General features: G+C 59.1%; 16 protein-coding genes. 6 read left to right on the top strand and 10 right to left on the bottom strand.

Going from position 1 to position 18,448, the window contains the following annotated elements:
* Window positions 1-328: 328 nt before the first annotated feature.
* From EYB53_RS21170 to EYB53_RS21140, 7 genes are all read right to left on the bottom strand, one after another.
* Window positions 329-589, bottom strand: a complete 261-nt coding sequence (locus EYB53_RS21170) for a hypothetical protein (RefSeq protein ID WP_135480787.1) — start codon at window positions 587-589, stop codon at window positions 329-331.
* 121 nt (window positions 590-710) lie between these two features.
* Entirely contained in the window at window positions 711-971 is a 261-nt protein-coding gene (locus EYB53_RS21165) for a hypothetical protein (protein ID WP_135480785.1), read from the bottom strand.
* Window positions 972-1,559: 588 nt separating this feature from the next.
* Window positions 1,560-2,855 (bottom strand): hypothetical protein, encoded by a 1,296-nt coding sequence (locus EYB53_RS21160; RefSeq protein ID WP_209949627.1) that lies wholly within the window; start codon window positions 2,853-2,855, stop codon window positions 1,560-1,562.
* Window positions 2,856-3,170: 315 nt separating this feature from the next.
* Window positions 3,171-3,956: a YfjC family protein gene (locus EYB53_RS21155; RefSeq protein WP_135480780.1), complete on the bottom strand. Its 786-nt coding sequence runs from the start codon at window positions 3,954-3,956 to the stop codon at window positions 3,171-3,173.
* A gap of 24 nt (window positions 3,957-3,980) precedes the next feature.
* Entirely contained in the window at window positions 3,981-5,114 is a 1,134-nt protein-coding gene (locus EYB53_RS21150; protein WP_135480778.1) for a WXG100 family type VII secretion target, read from the bottom strand.
* Window positions 5,115-5,146: 32 nt separating this feature from the next.
* On the bottom strand, window positions 5,147-5,425 hold the full coding sequence (locus EYB53_RS21145; RefSeq protein WP_135480776.1) for a WXG100 family type VII secretion target: 279 nt from the start codon (window positions 5,423-5,425) through the stop codon (window positions 5,147-5,149).
* A gap of 109 nt (window positions 5,426-5,534) precedes the next feature.
* Window positions 5,535-5,822 carry a WXG100 family type VII secretion target gene (locus EYB53_RS21140; RefSeq protein ID WP_135480774.1) on the bottom strand — a complete coding sequence of 96 codons (288 nt, stop codon included), beginning with the start codon at window positions 5,820-5,822 and terminating at the stop codon, window positions 5,535-5,537.
* A gap of 196 nt (window positions 5,823-6,018) precedes the next feature.
* On the opposite strand from EYB53_RS21140, the gene EYB53_RS21135 reads away from it, so the two are divergent.
* The gene (locus EYB53_RS21135; protein WP_135480772.1) at window positions 6,019-7,344 is read left to right on the top strand and encodes a transposase; all 1,326 of its coding nucleotides are present in this window, start codon (window positions 6,019-6,021) and stop codon (window positions 7,342-7,344) included.
* 31 nt (window positions 7,345-7,375) lie between these two features.
* Here the strand turns inward: EYB53_RS21135 and EYB53_RS21130 are convergent, their stop codons facing one another.
* A complete protein-coding gene (locus EYB53_RS21130) occupies window positions 7,376-7,756 on the bottom strand; it encodes an ESX secretion-associated protein EspG (RefSeq protein ID WP_135480769.1) in 381 nt (126 codons plus the stop codon).
* On the opposite strand from EYB53_RS21130, the gene EYB53_RS21125 reads away from it, so the two are divergent.
* Together EYB53_RS21125 and EYB53_RS21120 are read left to right on the top strand one after the other, a co-directional pair.
* A complete protein-coding gene (locus tag EYB53_RS21125) occupies window positions 7,720-8,571 on the top strand; it encodes a transposase (RefSeq protein ID WP_254151174.1) in 852 nt (283 codons plus the stop codon). The genes EYB53_RS21130 and EYB53_RS21125 overlap by 37 nt on opposite strands.
* A gap of 468 nt (window positions 8,572-9,039) precedes the next feature.
* Window positions 9,040-10,182 (top strand): hypothetical protein, encoded by a 1,143-nt coding sequence (locus tag EYB53_RS21120; RefSeq protein ID WP_135480766.1) that lies wholly within the window; start codon window positions 9,040-9,042, stop codon window positions 10,180-10,182.
* Between the two features lie 1,414 nt (window positions 10,183-11,596).
* Here the strand turns inward: EYB53_RS21120 and EYB53_RS21115 are convergent.
* A complete protein-coding gene (locus EYB53_RS21115) occupies window positions 11,597-12,175 on the bottom strand; it encodes a TetR/AcrR family transcriptional regulator (RefSeq protein WP_135480763.1) in 579 nt (192 codons plus the stop codon).
* 154 nt (window positions 12,176-12,329) lie between these two features.
* On the opposite strand from EYB53_RS21115, the gene EYB53_RS21110 reads away from it, so the two are divergent.
* Together EYB53_RS21110 and EYB53_RS21105 are read left to right on the top strand one after the other, a co-directional pair.
* Complete coding sequence (locus EYB53_RS21110; protein WP_135480761.1) at window positions 12,330-13,637, top strand: MFS transporter; 1,308 nt, start codon at window positions 12,330-12,332, stop codon at window positions 13,635-13,637.
* A gap of 56 nt (window positions 13,638-13,693) precedes the next feature.
* On the top strand, window positions 13,694-13,921 hold the full coding sequence (locus EYB53_RS21105; protein ID WP_135480759.1) for a hypothetical protein: 228 nt from the start codon (window positions 13,694-13,696) through the stop codon (window positions 13,919-13,921).
* A 50-nt stretch (window positions 13,922-13,971) separates the two neighbouring features.
* Here the strand turns inward: EYB53_RS21105 and EYB53_RS21100 are convergent, their stop codons facing one another.
* The gene (locus EYB53_RS21100) at window positions 13,972-15,720 is read right to left on the bottom strand and encodes an Eco57I restriction-modification methylase domain-containing protein (protein WP_135480756.1); all 1,749 of its coding nucleotides are present in this window, start codon (window positions 15,718-15,720) and stop codon (window positions 13,972-13,974) included.
* A 359-nt stretch (window positions 15,721-16,079) separates the two neighbouring features.
* Here EYB53_RS21100 and EYB53_RS21095 point away from each other — a divergent pair, with 359 nt between their 5' ends.
* The gene (locus EYB53_RS21095; protein WP_167857527.1) at window positions 16,080-18,440 is read left to right on the top strand and encodes an Ig-like domain-containing protein; all 2,361 of its coding nucleotides are present in this window, start codon (window positions 16,080-16,082) and stop codon (window positions 18,438-18,440) included.
* The last annotated feature ends 8 nt before the right edge of the window (window positions 18,441-18,448 follow it).

Genomic DNA, 18,448 nt, shown 5'->3' with positions numbered 1-18,448 from the left:
GCGGCTGGTTGAGCATTTGTCCGAATCACCTCAAGAAATAAGCGAACGGTAAGTTCGTGTTTCATCCTTCGCAGATGGGGCCATGGTACACCACAGGCCCGCAGAGTACGAATAAACCAGCAGTATCCCAAAAGGGGTGGGGCACCCGCAAGGGGTGCCCGTACCGGGGTGGGGGTGCCCGTACCGGGGTGGGGAACCCCTTGCGGGTGCCCGTACCGGGGTGGTGTCAAGGCCGGTTTATTTTTGACCCAGATCGCCGGGTTGCTTTTGACCCACCCCGGCGGTTGGGGTGGCGCGGCCGGGCAGAGGGCACGGGCCGCACGGGCGATCAGACTTCCGGGCGTGTGTGGTTGTTCTTCCCTCCTTCGTTCGGCTGACCTTCCCTGAGCAAGGTCTCCAGCCGGGCCTGGGTGATGCGCTGGGAAGCTCCCAGCGCGATCCTGCGAAGCGTACGCTCCTGGCGGCGATAGGCCGTACGGTCCAGCCGGAGGCCGGCAGCTGGCAGGCCGGGGCCAAAGACCCACTGCTCCGCAACCACCGGCGGTTTGTGTGGTGGTGTCGTCTGGTTTTCGCGGGAAATGTTACCCAACACGCGCCTCCTCCGGGCTCAGCGGGCGCGGCTCGCCGGTGCGGGCGCCCTGCGGGTGGTCGGCGGGTGTTAAATGTCAACTAGATTTGCCGCCCGCATCCCACGGGTTGCGCAACGAGCTTCATGCTGCTCCGGCTGAGGAGAGGCCAAGTGCGTCCGCGAGCGCGAGAGGCACGCCAGGCAAGGTAATCCGCCAGTGCGCAGCGGTAGACTTGCGTGCATTACCGGCCAGGCGGCTTGCCCACCTGCGGCGGCGATGGGCGCGTTCGGCCTTCGTGCTGACCGCTGGCTTCGCTGGAGCCGGTTCCGGTGCGCTCGTCGATTCCTGCACGGTGAGCGTCACCTGCTGACGGCGGAGCTGCGCGACCAGCTCACGCCGCACGCGACGGCCACCGCAGTCGCCCCACTGCACGCGGCGGCACTCCGGCTCGCCCGGCTGCGGCTCCGCCACGGATGGTGGTACCGCCGCGGTGGGCGTTGGGGGCGGCAGGTGCCAGCCCGTGCGGTGACGCACGCCACTGACCCGCCGTGGTTGCGCGCCAGACGCGCCCTGGCCCAGACAGTCGCCTGCCTGAGGACACGTGCGGCAATCGTGAGCTTTGGCGGCATAGAGCACCCGGAGGTCACCGTTCTCCAGGGTGCGCCGCTCACGGGGACGCACGACCTTCCCGGCAGGGCAGATCAGCATGTCGTCCTCCTGGAGCTGAACGTCGTGCGATGAAAAGCGACGACGCGCCTTGGCCCACGGTTGCGCAAGCTCCAACGGGCCGTAGATCGGCACGAGATCACTGGGAGTTGGTGGCGTCGGCACGCATGCCGACGACGGCGGGGGCGGCGTGGATGCCCGTGGACTGGGGGCCACTTCCGGCGTGACCATCGCCGCTGCCGGGGGCGTGGCGGCAGACTCCGTCGATGCAGGCACGCGTGCCGCAGGGTCGGTCGTCGTCGCGACGGGGTCGTGTTCCAGCTCTCAGGTCGTCCAGCGGAGTGGCTGAGGCTGGGTGATGCGCCCGAGCCGCAGGCGGATGTTCCAGACCCACTGGCAGCGGATCTGCCAGAACTCCTGGCCGCAGGGGGTGTGGGAGCACCAACGGTTAGGGTCCTGCTCCGTGTCTTCGTCGCTCAAGACCTGCTCGAAGACGCCGCGATGCTGGGAAAGCTCGAGCACGGTCGTGGCGGGCAGGCTGTGCGCCGGACGTGACGTCAGCGACAGTTCGTCGACGTGCGCGTCGCGCAGCTTGCCCACCGTGATCTGGGCGTGATCTGCCGGCGCCGCTCGCCGGGTCACCAGCACACGATAGGTCACGACCACGCCAGGCTGCTCGGGCAGCCAGTCAGCGATGAAGCCGACATCAAAGAGCTCACGCTGCACCTGGCTCGCCAGGTGGGGCACCGTCGCATCTGCAGGCTGCTGCAAGCGGGCCTGAACCGTTGGGTGGTCAAGCACCTGATCGTCGCGCCCGCGCGTCAAGAAGCCGAGCTGGAAGGGCTGGATGCGGGCCAGCAGGCCCAGGGTTCCATACAAACCGTCGAGCCGAATCAGGGCGTGGGCTGGTGGGATCTGGCGTGCGGCGCAGTACGCCGTGATGGCGCGACAGCCAGCTTCAAGCTCCAGGGCGTCGTCGCCGTTGCCAGGGTTACCGAAGGTACCGAGCCACTCCTGGGTATGCGCCTGCAACACCGTGGTGCGGGTACGCACGACTTCGCCGCGTTTGCGACCGGGATAGCCTGGGGCGCAGACCGCATCCATGCGCCGTTGCGCGACGGGCAGGGTGGCGTCGTGCGCGAGCGCACGCTGCCGCGCCGCTTGGCGCGTGCCATCGATGTCGAAGACGACGAGCGGGGTTCCCTGGACATCCCAGAATCCACCAACGGCGTCGTCGGTGATGCCGTGCTGGAGCAGATCGGCCTGAAATTGCTGACGCAGGGCCTCCAGGCAGGGCGGGTCAATGGCGGCGAGGAACCGGCTGAGGCTGGAACGATGCGGCACCTGTGCGCGCCCGAAGAGCGCCAGCACCGGCTGCGCAAACGGGGCCAGCCGATCAGAGAAGGCTTCGAGCGTCGCTTCAGCACTGACCGCAGAGCCGAGCAGGATGGCAACGAAGTCGATCACATCGAACGTGCCCGCACGTCCTCGCGCCAACCGCACATGGTCGCGGATCGCCGCCAGCAAGCCATGCTGCGTGCCGTACTGAACCAGAAGCACGACTTCGGCCAACCAGGCCGGAATTGACGGCTGCTCCTCGGGGGTCGTCTGAATCGTCACGGACGGTGGGTGCTCGGTGCCCATCGCACCCTCCTGCAAGCGGGCAGGAAGATCCTGCTATACAGGAGTATCAGGGATGCGATGGCGTTGGCGCAATCAGGGCGAAGCTCGTTGCGCAACCCGTGGGAGGCAGAACGGCAAATCTAGTTGACATTTAACAGGTGCTCAGGCTATTGGTGCTGATCTGGTCTGCACTGGTACGCATCTGGCGTGCAACGGCCCGGAGGTGATCGGTGTCAACGCGGATCATGCTTGGCATAGGTGTGTGCTCTCTTGGGTTTGGTTCGCGTGGCGGGTATCGTGTTGGTTTGGGCGTTACGCGCTCGCAAGCAGTTGCTCAAGCGCGGTATGCAATACCGGGGTTGTACTTGGCAGCAGGGTTAGCATCAAATCATCGGCTTGCGGTTGGGGCTGGAAGATCCAGTAGTGTTCTTGCCCAAAGAGCAGCAACAGCCCTTGATTGGCCTCAGGCGTTCCGCTTGGGCTGGGCCGCACATCAAGCACATCGCCAACCGCCACGGTCGCCACGACTGTTGCGCTCAAGGCGTCAAGCACGTTGTCTGGCAGTTCGGCGGTCTGCAACAGGCGCTTTGCTGTGGCAACGTCCGTGCAGCGTAGAGCTTGGCGCAGCAGCGTATTCGTGATCTTCCCGGACAGATCCGGCATCTGGGGATAGGCATCGAGGTTGAAGAAGATGGGGGCTGCTTCAAAGAGTGCGGCTGGCGTAACAAGGGTGATGACATGGGTCACGCCTTGATCAACCCAGTGCTCATAAAACCCATTCGTGGTGGCGTGGTACGAAAGGAGGCGTTGACCTTCTGGGATCGAGAGCGAGAAGCGAATGGTGCGTTGGGTGGCGGTCAACACGGTCGCAACTTCATCAAGCACCGGCGATACCAGGAGATTGCCCACATCATCAAGGGCAATCAGTTGTTGACCGAGCAACGTATGACTGGCTGCACTGAGTTTGCCGCGTACCTCGGCTTGACTCAGCTCAGTCCCAAAACTACTGACCAAGAACGCATGGGCGACTTGGTCTTGTCCAGTGAGCGAAAAGGCCAGGGCAAGTTCCTCAATCGAAAGACGCAGTGTGCTCGTCATCGTTTTAGCCTTGATTGTGCAGGGTTACCACCGAAACATATTCACCAAACCGCCAATTGCCTCATTGACTGCTGATTCAACCTGTTGGGCTGCTTGTTGAGTCGCCTGCGCGAGTGATTCACCAGCTTGTTGCAGGTGTTGTCCAGCGCTCTGCGCTGCATCACCAACTGCTTTTCCAACCGAGTCAATCATATTTGCCCCACCAGTAACCGCACTCTCGCGGTTATCCTTGTAAAAATCTGTACCCATGAAGACGTCGGCAGCCCATCCACCGGCAAGCCCCCCGATCATGCCACCCACATGGGTACCAAGCGCAATCCCAAGCGGGGCGGCAACCCCACCCGAAACGGCTCCTAGTGCTGTCCCAAGGGCTGCCCCACCAAGCGTTGCACCAACATATGTCCCGCCGGCGACAAATCCCGTCTCGACAGCTGTATCAATAGTTGTGGCAACCACGGTTTTCTGAACCGCTTGACTATCATCTTTGTAGGTTTGCCAATTGTTAAAACCGTTTTCGGCCCCACTGGTGATGGCTGTGAGAATCGCTGCACCCTTCGTGACATCACCAGCACCCTTAAAAACTTGTTTGGCGTAAGCTCCAAATGTTGCCTTAAAATGAGTCAAATTGGGTTTGAGAAAGCCAGCAATTTTAGCGTCGTGTGGGCCACGCACAACAATCTGCTTGGCATACGTTGTGCCTTTCGAGAAATCGAGCTTTTTTAGGGCATTGAGGGCTTGAATTGTGCCAAGCCCATCGCGTATCTCAAGAAAGCCTTTGCCTACTTGGATCCCAAGTCCAATCAAGCCGGTGATAACACTTGGGGCTAGACCATTCGGCCATGCCTGAGTCACGGCGCCTGTCCCAAACCCACTGCCTTGCCCAAACACGCGAGCCGCCTCATCATAGGCATTCGCCGCCCGCTCAAGGCGACTGACCATGGTCGTGAGATTGTCATGGGTTGGGTTGATATGAACCCGCAGCGCGTCCCAAACCGCTTCGGCAGCACTACGGTGCCGTCCACGCCACAAACTTTGTTGCATCGCGAGCATGGCCTGCTCTGCACGGGCAACTTCGGCAGCCAAGGTCTGGTTAGACCGCTGAAATTGTTGGGCGGTAGCGCGAAGCAGATCTGTATCAACCCGTAGTTGGCTGCTCATGCAAGGTTTCTCCTCAACCCATGAAAGAAATGCTAGGCTCCGTACATCTGATCGGCTTGCCGGAACTCTTCGGCCTCGGTACGCAAACCCTGACTCAGGTCGTTTAGGTCTGTGAGGATGGCCTGCATGCGTTGCTGCTGCGAAGCCCACGCTGCGGCATACCGGGTGCTACTCTGCCCGCGCCACGTTGCCAGCAATGTCTCGGAGGCGCTGCTCATCTGGTTTAGGCGGTCGGCCAATTCTTGTTGCGCCGTGGTAAAGCGCGCCGCACACTGGTCGGCTTGATCGGGATCGAGGCTAATCAAGGGCATAGGGGTTCCTTCGCTAGATACTGTTTCAAGTTCATGCCTCTAGTCACTCGCTTGGCGTCCAGACGCGCTCCACAAGACCTTTGCGCCTTCGCCTCAAACGAGGTAGAGGCTACCCAAAACTGGCCCCAACATCGCGGAAGTGTGCGGAGGCACGGCTCAGTCCTTGGCTCAGGCGGTTCAGTTCATCCAAGAGTTGCCGCAGTTGAGTTTGTGTCGCCTGCCATTGGGCTTCGTACTGCACCCGGCTGTTGCCTTCCCAGGTTGCCACGACCTGCTCGGACGCACTGAGCATGGCATTGAGTTCGGCTTCGATGCTGGCATAGCAACTGTTCAGGGTTTGAACCGTGCTATCGGCGAGATCGACGTCAAGGCTAATCATTGAATCGTAGACACTCATTGAAGCGGTTCCTTCTGTGTGTTCGACAGCGGTGTGTAGGGTGCCCTACTGTATTAGTTGCGGCTACGCAGATTTTCCGCTTAGCCATGTCTAGTACTTACATCCAATACCTTCGCCAAAACTGACCGCGAACGAAAGGGGCTTCTGTGGTACCGTTGGGGTGTTCAAACGCACACAACGGAAAACCACACAAGCCATGGACACTATTCTACCATTGCTCTCCTGCCTGTCCGGTACCCTCAAGATGACCACGATTCGCCAATTGAGCCGAATTGCGCTGGCGATGCTGGCGATGACGGGGCGCGTAACGATGCTGGGAATCTCGCGTTGGACGGGAACCGGTGGCAGCTATCGCACCATCCAGCGTTTCTTTCATAGCGCCTTGCCCTGGGCGACGATGCTCTGGGTCTTCGTCCAGACCCACTTGCTGGCACCTGACGAGGAAGTCTTGCTGGTTGGGGATGAATGTGTCGTGACCAAAGCGGGCACGGAGATCTACGGCGTGGTTCGCTTCTTCTCCAGCATCTTTGGCAAACCCGTACCGGGGGTCTCGCTCTTCGCGTTGGCCCTGGTCAGTTGCCGTGAACGGCAGGCCTTTCCGGTGCAGGTGGAGCAGGTGCTGCGCGACCCTGCGAGATCGTCGCCCCCGACTCCGCCCGCAGCGAAACGGAAACCAGGGCGTCCCAAGGGGAGCAGTACGCAGGCCAAGGCCGATGCGCCGCTGAATGCAGAGCATACCCGTATCAGCGCCATGATCCAGGGTTTGCTGGCCCGTATCCGTCCGTACCTCCGCGTGACCTCTCTGGTGTTGGATGGGCATTTTGGTAACCAGAATGCCGTGCTGATGGCCCGTCGGCTGGGCTTGCAGATGATTTCCAAACTGCGCAGTGACTCGGCGTTGTTCTATCCGTACGATGGCCCGTATGCCGGCCATGGCCCCCGTCGAATCCATGGTGAGCGGATCGATCCGACTGCGATCCCGGAGCGCTTCCTGAAACAGACCACGGTGGAAGACCACGTGGAGACACGCATCTATCAGGTTGAGGCACGCCATGAAACGTTTGACCAACCGTTGAACGTAGTGGTGATCGTGAAACGCCAGCTGACGACGGGCAAACAGGCCCATATCTACCTCTTCAGCAGTGACCGTACGCTGGCCTGGGATCTCCTCCGTGAGTACTACCAACTGCGGTTCCAAATCGAGTTTGTGTTTCGCGATGCCAAGCAATACTGGGGCTTGGAGGACTTCATGGTGGTGAAAGAAGCCGCCGTCGCCAATGCGATGAACCTGGCCTTCTTCATGGTTAACCTGAGTCGTCGCCTCGTGCGTGATCGTCGTCGGATTGACCCAAACGCCAGCGTGCTCGATCTCAAAACCCACTATCGTGGGCTTTGCTATGCGGAAGAAGTGATTAAACTCCTTCCGGAAAAACCAGAGCCGGGTTTATTGCGTCGGCTTCTGGCGCAGGTCACAGGGCTTGGGCGTATCCATCCGCTTCCCCCTGAGTCAGGAGCCGGATAATTGGCGAAGGTATTGTACATCCCAATTAGCTTTAGTACTTTTCATGCAACCGATCCGCGACCTGAGCCAACGCCGCCCGCAGATCCGCCGCCGCTGCGGGTTGGCAGTTCAATGCGCCGTCAGCCGTCGTCTGCATCAGCCAGAAGCCGTGGTGATTGCTCAAAATCGTGAAAGTCAGGGTTTGTTCTTCGGCCTCATTCTGGGTGCGATTGATCGCCTGACAGATTGCCGAGTCGCGTGGATTGCTCAGCAATTCGGCAAACAGGCCGGCGGTTGGGGCATCGGCTCCACTGGCTTGTAACCGCGCCACGAGCGTCTCCGCCTCGTTTGCACTTGCTTCCTGGAGGCTTTCGAGTTCGGTTTGGCTGATAGTAAATGCCGTGGCAGGTGGGGCACTCTGCTCCGGTGGCATGGAAGATCGTGTGTGCGACGGCCAAAGGTGCGTGGCGACCGTATTGGGAAGCCTTGTTCAAGCACCTTGAGGGCAGTGTTGCCGGCACGTGGAAGGTAATCGTCATGGCTGACCGGGGCTGGTATGCCCAATGGCTCTACGCCACAATTGTGGGTCTGAGTTGGCATCCGTACCTGCGCATCAACCGGCAGGGCAAGGATCGTCTGATTGAGGAGCAGGAGTTCAAAGGGCTCAGCACGGCGGTCACCAAGGGCGGTTCCGGCTGGAACGGTCGCGTCGTCTGCTTTGCCACCAAGGAGCGCCAGGTGACATGGCCCCTGCTGGCCCGCTGGGACGCCCAGTATGCCGATCCGTGGCTGATTCTCACCGACGTGGAACCCGATGCGGCCGATGTGGCGTGGTATCGCCTGCGGGCGTGGATTGAGTGCAGTTGTAAGGACATGAAGCGGGGCGGATGGCATTGGGAAGAGACCCGGATGACCGACCCGGCCCGTGCCGAACGCATCTGGCTCGCCATGGCCGTCGCCACGCTGGTGGTGGTCAGCATGGGCGTGTACGATGAAGGTACCACCCCCGAACCGAACCTGGAACGTCTCTCGCCGCAACACATTGCCCATCAACGCAAACGCGATGACGACACACCTCAACCGCGCCGCATCAGTTGCTTTCATCGCGGACGGCTCCTCTTGTTGGTCGCCTTGATTCACGGTCGCTCGCTCCCGCCAATGGCGCTTCTTCCCGAACCTATGCCAAAAAGTCTTGACACTTCCGATTCTGCTCCGTCTGCTGCTCCACCGCATCAGAAAGCGGCGTAGCAAAAAACTGTATACCTGAAAGGTGGGGGCGGGCCCGGTGTAGGGGCACCCCTTGCGGGTGCCCGTACCGGGGTGGGGGCGGGCCCGGTGTAGGGGCACCCCTTGCGGGTGCCCTGGTGGGGTGCATACACGGAAGATGCAATCGCCCTAGGCGTAGCACGGGTTACGCCGCGCTTGCGCTCGCTGGCTCGATAGAATCAATGATCGCTGATCTATCATCGCACGATGCGGTGGTCGCGTCGCCCACCAGGGCAAGCCTGCATGAGCATAGTGCAATGGATGGCGTGTCCGCGACCTGCCGCCTAGCGCACCATCAGCGCGGAGGGATGGTACGACGCAAGTGGCGTACTTCTCTCTCATGTTCAATCAAGGCCAAGCAGGTGATGCGTGTGCGTATTTGCGCACGGTCACATCAGTAGACTAAATGCAGGCAGGTGATCGCCATCTGCACCCACACAGGAGGATACCATGCAACGTCTCATCGCAACGCTTTGTCTGATCCTGGTTGCCTTCATCGCCCTGGCCGCCATCCCCGCCGCACCCGCGACTGCCCAGGCGGGCGAACGCTGCTTTGCTGAGACGAATCTGTGCATCAGCGGCGCGATGCGTACCTACTGGGAGCGCGGCGGCGGATTACCCGTCTTTGGGCTGCCGATCACTCCGCAGAGCGTTGAACTGGTCGAGGGCCAGCCCCTCCAGGCCCAGTGGTTCGAACGTGACCGGCTCGAGATCCAACCGGATGGCCGCGTCACAACAGGGCGCCTGGGGGTCGAACGCCTGGCGCAAATGGGGACACCCTGGCAGCCTGGTTCCACCACAACTGCCGAGCCGGGCTGCGCCGCCTTTGCCGAGACTGGTCACCAGGTCTGTGGGGCCTTCCACAGCTACTGGCGCACCAACGGCGGCCTCGAGCGCTTCGGCCTCCCGGTAACCGGCGCGTTCACGATAGAACTGGAAGGTCGTCCGTATACGGTGCAATTCTTCGAGCGTCGCCGCTTCGAACTTCACCCCGACATCGGCCCGAACGCCGTGCTGCTCGGCCTGCTAGGCACCGAAGTACGGGCCAACGCCGCCCCAACCCAGCCGATCAGCTTCAGTGGCAGCGGCCAGCAGGTGACCGCAGAGTTCGCCCTGCCCGCCCATTTCACCCAGATCACCTTCAGCCACGATGGTCAACGCAACTTCATTGTCTGGGCCTACCCGAGCAGCGGGTCCGAAGAACTGCTGGCGAATACGATTGGGGCCTACAATGGCACGACCCTGCTCACAGGAGCGCCCGGAGATCGGGTGTATCTCGGCGTGCAGGCTGACGGTGCCTGGACCGTGCAGATCAGCGCGGTCGGCTTCGACAACAGGGCCGTGAGCTTCAGTGGGCGCGGCGACGCAGTGAGCCCGCTCTTCACCCCGCCCGCGCAAGGGCCGCAGCCCTACGCCTTCAGCCATGATGGGCAACGCAACTTCGTCGTCTGGCTCCGCTGTGCTGACCGTGACCACCTAGCTCAAAACACGATTGGGCATGCGAGTGGCACTGCCGTCGTGCGCTTCGAGCGCGGGCCTTGCCTCTGGGAGGTGCGCGGCGACGGCAACTGGAGCATCACGCCTGCACGGTAGCGCACCTCACCCACCCCTGCCGCCAGGCTCGCTGTGGCGTCAAGGCACATCCTGGCAGCAGGGCGTGGTCGGCTCCGTTCTGATAGGAGGAATATGCCGGATCATGTGATTTCTCGCAACTCAGAAGTGAGGCAATTGCCCCACCCTGAACGGATACGATTCTCGCCACGCAGCACGGCGTCTAGCTCCAATACTTTTCAAATAAGCTCACGCGAAGACGCGAAGACGCGAAGGGTTACGCTCACCTACGCAAAAACCTTTGCGCCTTTGCGTCAAAATAGCCGCCTTATTTGCAAGGTATTGCGTCTAGCTCCCCGCTCTGAACGGAGGTGGCTCCGGATATGGAGGTACTGTTGGGCGTGGTGCCGGTGGCTCCGGACGTGGAGGTGCAGGTGTTGGAACTGGGGTAGAAGTAGGTGTTGGAGTTAACGGTGACTCCGGTTCTACAACCGTAATCATCGCCTCAAATGGCAAACCAGGAACTTCGATGGTGAACGTACCAGTCATCGTAAACGGGAACGTTACCGCACCTTGTGGTGGAATGGGGCCACTCACCCACAAAGGTTCTTGCTTAGGTCTTTTCCAACTATGATCGTGCGCGTCAAGGAGTGATCTGGCCTCTGATCCACCTTGATAGAGGAGTGGAAGATAAACCTTATAGCTGGCCGGTGTCACCGCCAACTGAAGGGTCTCCGTCGTTGTATTCACCCAGGAGAGATACGTATCTTTGTCAATCCGGACATACGCAGGCTCAAAGCCCGTCTCGGTAATGGTCATCGTCATAGCCTGAGTCTGTTGCAACGCAGAGGCATTGGTGGCGCTGGAAAAAGGCCAAAGGGAGATGCGACGATGTGGTTCAATCGTACCGATGTCAGGCCGGTGATCAACAACTCTCTCAACAGGCGATTCTGCTACGACGTGCATATGTGACGAGGAGGCGTGAAGCGTCGCGATCACAAAAGCTGTGAGGAAGCTACTCAGTAGAATCGAGAGGATTAGGATCCAGCGGATAAATCTTGAACGTGGGGAACGAGATGAAGCGGGATTCATGATTAGCCCCTTTGGATAACTTACAACCTGTCGATGGTTTCTCATGCGTACTAACGTGTATCAAAAGACTCTTGTCTTTCAAGCAATGGTAACAGCATCATATTTCCATTCCATTACCATACATGGGCCGTTCGCCACAAACGGGGGCATGGTTCAGCCCATTTGGGTGGTACGCGGTATGAGTGAGTAACAACCGAGCGTTCACGAAACCGCTGGATATCCTTACAATGCGCAGCCGTAGCGGCGGCGTACCGCGCCCGTGGCGCGGTGTGGGGGGCGTGCGATAAGGAGCCCCCTATGAATGATGGTGTGTCCGCCTCGGTCCCGCCGGTTGATCTGCAGCACGTCTGCGGCCAGGAGCATGTCAACCCCCAAGTGCATTGATCAACTGCGCAGCTTGCTCACGAACCATCTCATTGTAACGGGCATCAAGGCCAAGCCAACGAAAATCGTCGTGCGCCATTGCCATACAGAAGAGGCTGTACGCGACCGCACGGCAATGCGCCTGCGGAGCCTGAGGGTAGAGGCGCGCCAGCCCAGCTGTCGCCTGGGTTACGATAGCCTCGCAGGCCTGGGCGACTAGATCACGCGCCTGCGGGTAGCGCTCCGGCGGCGCATTGAGCACCGCATTGAGCGCTTCAACGTCGGTCGGCTTGATCATGTCATGGCCAAAGAAAACCTCAAGGATGCCCGCGCCCCCGCGCTCCACTGCCAGATCCATCTGTGCAGCGACCTTGCGCGGGTACTCTTCGGCAATCCGTACGACCAGCTGCATGACGACTTCGTCGCGGTTGCCCAGGTAGTGCCTGATCAGGCTGCGCTGCACCCCGGCTTCTTCGGCAATGCGATCAAGGGCGACATCAATGCCGTAACGCCCGATGCAGCGCTCAAAGGCTGCCAGGATCTCTGCTCGCCGCGCTTCGGCAATGCTCTTTCTCCCCATCGGTCTCCTGCTGTCGCTCGTGGTTCTCGGCAATCCAGATCAAAATGATATTCTATCAGAGTTGACAATCTATCGCAACAAGCTTATAATCAAATATAGATTGTCAATATAGATAATCTATTCAATCATGGGCGACCAGTTCTCATGGAGGCTTATGCAGCCCCAGCACGACCTTGCATCGTCGGCTCCCGATCCCGCGTTGAGTGAGCCGTGGCAACTCCGTTTCTGGAGCATTTGGCTTGGCCAGGCGCTCTCGTTAACTGGCAGCGCGCTGACCCAGTTTGTTTTGCTCTGGTGGATCACGCTCAATACCGGCTCGACGACCGCCCTGTCCATTGCAGGCGTGATGGCGTTGCTGCCGCAGGCGCTGCTTGGTCCCCTCGGCGGCATTCTGGCCGACCGTTACAGCCGCCGGATGCTCATGATCGTTGCCGATGTCATCTCGGCCGCCTGTATGCTCGGGCTGGTCTGGCTCTTCCAGAGCGATCAAATCCAGCTCTGGCACCTCTACGTGATGATGTTCATTCGTAGTAGCATGCAAGCGTTTCAGGCTCCGGCGGCAGCAGCAAGCACGGCGATGCTCGTCCCCACCGCTTGGCTCAGCCGGGTGGCCGGGCTCAACCAGATGCTCCAGGGGGTGATGACAATTGCCGCCGCACCTCTGGGGGCGTTGTTGTTAGCCTTCTTGCCCTTCGAGGGTGCGCTGTTGATAGATGTCGTTACCGCACTGTTCGGGATCGTCCCGCTGCTAGTCTATCGTATCCCCCAGGCGCCGCGCAACGTGGCTCAGCGTGGTGGTCTGTGGACCGACTTTCTCGGCGGGGCGCACGTCATCGTCCACAACCGCGGCCTCTTGATGCTCTACGGGCTGGTGGCCCTGGTCGTGCTGACGATCATGCCTACCTTCACGCTTACCCCGCTGCTGGTCAAGGATCATTTTGGTGGCGGTGTGAATGAGGTAGCCCTGATGGAGGGGCTGGCTGGGATCGGAATTATCGTCGGCGGCGCGCTCATCGCTGCCGTGCCGCTCTTCAAGCGTCGTATTGTGACTATCTTGCTCTCGTTCGCGATCTCATGCGTCACCGTCGCTTTCACTGCCCTGATGCCCAGTTCGCTCTTCTGGCTCGCCGTATTCTGGTGGACCCTGAGCGGGGTGACGTTTTCAACTGGCAATGCGCCACTGATTGCGCTCATTCAGTCGCAGGTGCCGAACCAACTCCAGGGTCGGGTGCTTTCACTGCTGAGTACCGTGATGGGCCTGGCGGCACCGCTCGGGCTAGGCCTGGCGGCACTCCTAGGCGCGTTCATTGGCGTACGGGGGATTTTCATCGTCGGCGGATTGGCCTCGGCGACCATCTGCTTACTGGGGTTCGCGCTCCCCGATCTGCTCAGGATCGAGGATCAGCCGCTCAGGGCCGAGCGCACCCATACGGCTAACGTGAACCTAACCGATAGGCGCTAGCCGATGCCTACCAGCAGGTCATCGCCCGCGCCCAGCTCTACGCCGATCTGCTCGGCATGCACCAGCAGGACATCCAGACCGCCATCACCGACCTGAGCGCCGTCGCCCGCTCATTGCTGCTCAGCGACACCCGTGACGGCAACGACACCAGCGCCAACAACGTCAATGACACCCAGATGCCCGCGCCTGAAGCGACAGTCCACGGTGATGCTTACACACCGCAAGCGCCAACAACGTCAATGACACCGAGGTGCCCCCGCCCGATGGTGGCGACGCACCGATGAGACTCATCGGTACGGCCTTATGAGGGGGAACAACGCTAGCGTAACTGGGGTTATCCTTCGATGAGCCGTCGCTCAGCGAGCGACAGCTTGTAGACCGATGCCACAACTTCATTGAGCACGGTAAGATCTTCTTCCTCCGATAAGGTGATCAATTCGTCCTGGAGGGGCCTTGCAATGTCTTGCCAGCGGGGAAGCCTGATGCGTCGAAGATATTGCGCTTGAAAGCGTATATACCCTCCGCGCATTTTCGTTGAATAGGTTGAAACAAAGAGATAGGCCAAGTGTGATCGCAAGACGGTTTGCAAGGCACGGAGATCCCACGTTGTTGAGGTCACATAGTACAGATTGTGATGTGGATAATAGCGTCCTTGTTCCAGCACAATGTTGGCTCGGCCCTTGATGTCTGGAACTAATAATTTTGGTTGTGCCGCAAGATGGGGGTAAATACGGTCAATCGTTCGATACCATTTTTGTTGGTTCTTTTTGGCGCAATTCCTCTGGCGAATGACCACTTCATGCTGATGAAGGTAGGCGGCAAGTTGCGGAAAGCGGGCGAGGTCAACCAACGTTCCATCATCATTGAATGGATTCACGACGGCAAGCCCTTGCCATGCGACGCGCCCCGCAGCAATATCTCTCGTCGTAACTAATGGCAGCTTGCGACTGGTTTCAACGGGTAGTTCGCTATACTTGCCGATAAAAACCTTATCAGCCCCGGTTGCCACACCGATCCCGACGGTACAACCAGCCATTTCTAAGGTGGGCAAACTTGCCTCGAGACGGCGCAGCAGAGCGACGTGCTCGCCCGCCTGGAAGAGCCAGGGTTCACGCCCATGCGCGACATTCGTCACCTCGGTAATGTCGGCGTACGTGGGAAGCTCAGCGGTATGCATCGCGGCCGCAATGCGGCTCAAATTGGCCCGATCAAGCGCTGGTTTACAGACAACGCGGGTTGGGCCTGGTCGTGTCTTGCTCAAGACCGTAATAGCAGGATACGCAATCACCTCGCTCGAAAAAGCATCCGTATCGACCATGTCAATATACGCTTTGAGGTGATACTGTTCCGCGATGAATTGGCGTAAGGGCCCACCATATTTATTCTTTGTCCATCGATCGGCGCAAATCAAGGCACAGACCCCATCGGTCGCGAGATGGGTAAGCGACCGTTCAATGAAAGGAATGTATAAATCTGCGCGATCATAGATCGTGCGGTATCGTGCGCGATATTCAGCCAGTAACGCATCTGGGATCCGTTCCTGGCGCACATAGGGGGGATTGCCCACCACATGGGTAAACGAAACTGGTAAATCGACCAGCAGAAAGTCGCCTTCAATGATCCACTGATCGAGCAGCAAGCGTATCTCGTGGTCAGGCAAACCGTGGTCACGAAGAAGGCGGGCCAGGTCTGCTTTAGTATGCGCAATACTCGCCTGATGCACTTCAACGGCCCGGATCGCCGGGGCCAGGTGAGCGATCAAGGTGGTGCGCTCAAGCGGTTGCGCCTGGATTGAAGCTAATAAGCGATGCGTGATTCTGATCAGGAAATCACCTCTACCAAAAGACGGTTCCAGGATGCGAAAGCTCGCGAGCGGCTTATCGGAAGTGTAACCCGCCAGATCAAGCATAAAATCGACGACTTCTTCGCGTGTAAAGACAGCCCCTCGTTCAAGCTCCTCAGCATTGGCAAAGTGATGTTTCAGGACATCGGCCATAGGCAGATTCAACCCAAGTTGCCGTGCCGCTTCGGCAAGCCCTCGTTCTTGATGCTGCACCTGCTCATCGAGCCATTGATCCTGCATGCGCGTCTCCACCGGACTCTTGGTCGCTTCTGTCCAAAAATTATACACCAGGCTGGTCAACCTGGACACATGTTCGCCGAAGGATCACGAACCTGTTTGGAAACAGGTTGGTTATATTCTCACAACTCAAGGCTGCACACCAAGAGTTTTTCAGGCCAATGTGGTACTGATGAGATAAGAGCAGGAAGTCACACGTTGTATAGGCTTGCCGGATTTACTCGACTTGCGGAGGAATCTGCGTGCTGTGCTAGGAATAAGCTATGTCACTCTCGCCCTCTTTCAAAACACGTTCAACGTTTCTGTTCGTTCTCAGCTTGTTCGTTTTCTGTTCATCCATATCGTTTGGCGCAACGCCTGTCTTGGCCGCCTTGCCATCGAATAACGCCGATGGATGGCATATCTATCGTGACGATGAGCTTGGTTTTACCCTGCGTTATCCACCAACCTGGTCTCGTGGCATGACCAAACAACGTGCATCTTCTGATCCACGTGTCTTGCTCCATCAAGTTGAGTTTCGTGGGCCGTATGGGAGTACCATGCGTGTCAGTCGTTGGCCCTTGCTGCCTGACCAATCATTAGAATCCTGGTGGGAAGAGGTAGCACAACACCAATTTGGAAGTTCCATTGCTCAGCAAGGAACCCTTGCGGGAGCCCCTTCTATTGTGAGCTATCCAGAGGCTCTAGGTGAGGCTCGTTCCATCTTTGTGGCCGTTGCTGCACAGAAGGAAGTGCTCGTCTTCGATTTTTATGCTCTACCAGAGAATAGTGAGGCGGAAGGTGAATTCAATCAGATCGTCCGAGGCCTCGCCTGGACAGATCAGGTAAGCAGTTCAACTGCATCCACCTTGCCTGATTTTCTTCCCCCTACCACAAACCTCACTCCCCAGGTCGCAGTCTGTTGTGGCCACTACAGTCCCAACAATCCCTTCCCTTGTGATTCAGCAAATAACAACGGGAATTGTACCTGGTGGGCCTTCCACCGTCGTCCTGATGTGCCACCTTCGTGCCGTCTTAATGCCGATCTGTGGGCAAATTGTATGCGTGGTCAGGGCTATGTCGTCAATTCATTGCCACAAGCAGGTGCGATTACGGTCTATCCACAAGCAGGGGGCACCTATCTTCAACACGTAGCCTATGTTGAGCAAGTCCATAGCTACAATGACACTACGATTGATTTCACGATTACGCAACTCAGTTGGGCCGTCGGTGGCGAACAAAACAATTGCAATGATCCCACCCGTAATGGCACGCCGTATCGGATCACGAATAGGCCACGTTCAACGATTGAATTTATCCAACTCCCCAATTTCGATCAGGTTGCACCCACGGGCGGCTATGATGAACCCGCCGACGGTACCGCCTTTCGTTCGCAGATTACCTTGCGCGGGCATGCAAGTGATGCGCTCAGCGGGGTCGATCATGTCAATTTTACGGCCCACTATGACGGGAACTGGCACCTGATTGCGGCTGACAACACGGCACCTTATGAATATACCTGGGATGCCTCGGGCCTTGCGGATCAAACCATCATTCTGGGCTTCGATATCTACGATCGCGCCGGTAATGTCGCCTATGCACCAGAAGGGACGCGCACGATCATCAAAGATGCCACCCTGCCGACCGGTGGCTATGATGCCCCTGCGCACCAGGCCTTCATCGGCAAGGAGGTGCAACTTGCTGGGCATGCCAGCGATAATCTGAGTGGCGTGGCGTATGTCAATTTTACCGCCCACTACAATGGGAGTTGGCACGTCATTGGGACAGACCATGAACCGCCCTATGCGATGACGTGGAACACGGCAGGGATCGCCGATCAGGCGATCATCCTGGGCTTTGATATCTATGATCGCGCCGGCAATGTGGCGCTGGCCCCCGAAGGAACACGCACCGTCACCAAGGATACCACGCCGCCAACGGGCACCTTGAACACACCGGTTCACCAGAGTGCAACCAGTAACCCTGTCTTTCTGTTGGAGGCCGAGGCGAGCGATGCGTTGAGCGGTGTGGCCGTCGTATCGTTCCATGCCCACTACGATGGCACGTGGCATGAACTTGGGCGCGTTGCTGAACTTCCGTATACCTTTACCTGGGATGCCAGTGCGCTGGCCGATCAACGCATCGTCTTCTCGATCCACGCGATCGATCGCGCCGGGAATACGTTGATGTTGCCCGCACAGCGCGTGCGCGAAGTCATCCTCGACCGCGAGGCCCCGGTAGTGACGGCGACGCTGGCCCACGCTCAACCAACAGCCGATCACACTAGGCTGCCCATTCACCTCACGACCACTGATCTCAGTGGTGCCCGTGAGGTGCGCGTCAGCCTGGATGGTATCACCTGGGAGGCTTGGCAGCCGCTTGTCTCGCCGTTCTGGTGGTCAACGGAGCAGGTGCATGGCACGACCGTGCGTCCCTTCATCCAGGTGCGTGATCGCGCTGGTAATCGCACACAGAGCCTTCAACTCAATGCCGTCACCCTTGATTTCTACCCACCCCGTCCGACTTCAACGCGCTTCCGGCTCGCTCAAGGGGTCATTGGCACCAGTGGCGGCACCATGAGTTCATCACGCTTCCAACTTAACGGAACCAGCGGGCAAACCCTCGCCAGTAGCGAACAACTCACCAGTGCGCGTTTCCAGGCGAGCCTGGGCTACTGGGCGACCAGCGATCAAGCCATGCCATCACAACGGGGCAATGTCTACCTGCCTTTGATTCGACGCTAAGGGAAGCA

This window comes from Candidatus Chloroploca mongolica, from assembly GCF_004762035.2.
Taxonomy (GTDB): Bacteria; Chloroflexota; Chloroflexia; order Chloroflexales; family Chloroflexaceae; genus Chloroploca; species Chloroploca mongolica.
This window is presented reverse-complemented; position numbering and strand designations above follow the sequence as displayed.

Coding starts and splice junctions, on each gene's coding strand:
- EYB53_RS21120 (WP_135480766.1), top strand. CDS start 9,040: ATGCAACGTCTCATCGCAACGCTTTGTCTGATCCTGGTTGCCTTCATC.
- EYB53_RS21110 (WP_135480761.1), top strand. CDS start 12,330: ATGCAGCCCCAGCACGACCTTGCATCGTCGGCTCCCGATCCCGCGTTG.
- EYB53_RS21105 (WP_135480759.1), top strand. CDS start 13,694: ATGCACCAGCAGGACATCCAGACCGCCATCACCGACCTGAGCGCCGTC.
- EYB53_RS21150 (WP_135480778.1), bottom strand. CDS start 5,114: ATGAGCAGCCAACTACGGGTTGATACAGATCTGCTTCGCGCTACCGCC.
- EYB53_RS21155 (WP_135480780.1), bottom strand. CDS start 3,956: ATGACGAGCACACTGCGTCTTTCGATTGAGGAACTTGCCCTGGCCTTT.
- EYB53_RS21135 (WP_135480772.1), top strand. CDS start 6,019: ATGGACACTATTCTACCATTGCTCTCCTGCCTGTCCGGTACCCTCAAG.
- EYB53_RS21125 (WP_254151174.1), top strand. CDS start 7,720: ATGCCGTGGCAGGTGGGGCACTCTGCTCCGGTGGCATGGAAGATCGTG.
- EYB53_RS21100 (WP_135480756.1), bottom strand. CDS start 15,720: ATGCAGGATCAATGGCTCGATGAGCAGGTGCAGCATCAAGAACGAGGG.
- EYB53_RS21130 (WP_135480769.1), bottom strand. CDS start 7,756: ATGCCACCGGAGCAGAGTGCCCCACCTGCCACGGCATTTACTATCAGC.
- EYB53_RS21140 (WP_135480774.1), bottom strand. CDS start 5,822: ATGAGTGTCTACGATTCAATGATTAGCCTTGACGTCGATCTCGCCGAT.
- EYB53_RS21145 (WP_135480776.1), bottom strand. CDS start 5,425: ATGCCCTTGATTAGCCTCGATCCCGATCAAGCCGACCAGTGTGCGGCG.
- EYB53_RS21115 (WP_135480763.1), bottom strand. CDS start 12,175: ATGGGGAGAAAGAGCATTGCCGAAGCGCGGCGAGCAGAGATCCTGGCA.